This window comes from Mesorhizobium sp. M7A.F.Ca.US.005.03.2.1 (assembly GCF_003997795.1).
GTDB classification, from domain to species: Bacteria; Pseudomonadota; Alphaproteobacteria; order Rhizobiales; family Rhizobiaceae; genus Mesorhizobium; species Mesorhizobium ciceri.
The window spans coordinates 1-1,443 of sequence record NZ_RZRP01001190.1; the positions used below are offsets into that span (position 1 = coordinate 1).

A 1,443-nucleotide genomic window follows, 5' to 3' on the forward strand; every position below is an offset into this window, starting at 1 on the left:
GCTTCAGATGGTTTCCGAGAGTTCCATGTCCGACAAGGTCGTCACCCGTTTTGCCCCCTCGCCCACCGGCTATTTGCACATAGGCGGCGCGCGCACGGCGCTGTTCAACTGGCTGTATGCAAAGCATACCGGCGGCACGATGCTGCTGCGCATCGAGGACACCGATCGCGAACGCTCCAATGAAGCCGCGACGGCTGCCATCCTCGACGGGCTTTCCTGGCTTGGCCTGAGCTGGGACGGCGAGCCGGTGTCGCAGTTCGAGCGTGCGCCCCGCCACCGCGAGGTGGCCGAGGAGCTCGTGCGCATGGGCAAGGCCTATTATTGCTACGCCACGCCAGCCGAACTGGAGGCCATGCGCGAGGCCGCCAGAGCCAAGGGGCTGCCACCCCGCTACGATGGCCGCTGGCGCGACCGCGACCCCTCAGAGGCACCCGCAGGCGCCAAGGGCGCCATCCGCATCAAGGCGCCGACCGAAGGCGAGACCGTCGTCCATGACCGGGTCCAGGGCGACGTGCGCTTTCCCAACAAGGATCTCGATGACTTCATCATCCTGCGTTCCGACGGCAATCCCACTTACATGCATGCCGTCGTCGTCGATGATCATGACATGGCCGTCACCCACATCATTCGCGGCGATGATCATCTGACCAATGCCGCCCGCCAGACCGTCATCTACAACGCCATGGGCTGGGACGTGCCGTCCATGTCGCATATCCCGCTGATCCACGGCGCCGATGGCGCCAAGCTATCGAAGCGGCACGGCGCGCTTGGCGTCGAGGCCTATCGCGCCATGGGCTACCTGCCGGAGGCGCTGCTCAACTACCTGGCGCGTCTCGGCTGGAGCCATGGCGACGACGAGATCATGTCGATCAAGGACATGATCTCCTGGTTCGACATAGGCGATGTCAACAAGGGCGCGGCGCGCTTCGACTTCGCCAAGCTGGAGGCAATCAACGGCGCGCATATGCGCCGCATGAGCGATGCCGAACTGTTCGACATCTTCATCGCCACCCTGCCCTACCTCGAAGGTGGCCCGGCGATCGCCGCACGCCTGAACGACAGCACCAAGGCGCAGTTGCTGGCAGCGCTTCCGGGCCTGAAGGAGCGCGCCAAGACGCTGGTGGAGCTCGTCGACGGCGCGGCTTTCCTGTTTGCCACCCGACCGCTGCCGATCGACGACAAGGCGGCCCTTCTGCTCACCGATGACGCCCGCAAGATCCTGCGCAGTGCTCACGAAGCTTTGAACGGGCTTGCGGGTGACTGGACAGCCGCCTCGGCGGAGGCGGCGATCCGCGAGGTGGCAGCGGCCGGCAGCCACAAGCTCGGCGCGGTGGCCCAGCCTTTGCGCGCCGCTTTGACCGGCAAAAGCACCTCGCCGGGCGTGTTCGATGTGCTCGCCGTGCTCGGCCGCGAGGAAAGCCTGGCGCGCATCTCAGATCAAAT

Annotated in this window: 1 protein-coding gene; it reads left to right on the forward strand. The window is 65.6% G+C overall.

The annotated features are described in order from the left end of the window. Positions 1 to 25: 25 nt before the first annotated feature. A partial coding sequence (gene gltX, locus EN991_RS36105; protein ID WP_127370512.1) for a glutamate--tRNA ligase occupies positions 26 to 1,443 on the forward strand: 1,418 nt, incomplete at its 3' end.